Annotated in this window: 1 protein-coding gene and 1 pseudogene; both read left to right on the top strand. The window is 58.5% G+C overall.

All coding sequences use genetic code 11. From position 1 onward, the window contains the following. Nucleotides 1–411: OsmC family protein (locus J5M71_RS26520; RefSeq protein WP_207838443.1), on the top strand; the 411-nt coding region annotated here is incomplete at its 5' end. Nucleotides 412–472: 61 nt separating this feature from the next. Next, nucleotides 473–624: pseudogene (locus tag J5M71_RS26525) on the top strand (pirin family protein); the annotation flags it as partial.

The raw sequence follows: 624 nt of genomic DNA on the forward strand, positions 1-624 counted from the left end.
GTTACCGTCAATACCGTCTCCGCTGAAGGTTTTCGTCACACCGTCCAGATCGACGACCATGAATTGTTTGCCGATGTACCGAAAACCTCCGGGGGTGAAGGCACCGCGCCAGAGCCACACGATTACTTCGACGCTGCGCTGGGCGCCTGCAAAGCGCTGACCGTGAAAATGTATGCGAAGAAAAAAGACATCCCGCTGACCGGCGTGGGAGTCGAGGTAAAGCGCGACAACAGCCAGGAACAGAAAGGCAAATACGCCCTGCATGTCACCCTCACCCTTAAAGGCGTACTGACCGACGCCCAGCGCGAGGAACTGCTGCGTGTGGCCGATCGCTGCCCGATTCACAAATTGATGACCACCAGCGAAGTCAGCATCGAAACGCACGCACCGCAAGGCTTCGACAGCCAATAATCCTCCTGATGCCAGCGGCGGGTTATGCTTCTGGCATCACCCGCTCAGCCTGGAATGCACCATGGACACGCCACTCCTGATCATCCGCCCGCGCGCCGAAGACGTCGAAGGCCAGCCGATTCTGCGCCCGCTGCCGTCAGCCAAATGCCGCAACGTCGGGCCTTTCGTGTTTTTCGACCACATGCTCGAGACGATTTATCCGACGGGTAAAGG

This window comes from Pseudomonas sp. 43(2021) (assembly GCF_017490805.1).
Taxonomy (GTDB): Bacteria; Pseudomonadota; Gammaproteobacteria; order Pseudomonadales; family Pseudomonadaceae; genus Aquipseudomonas.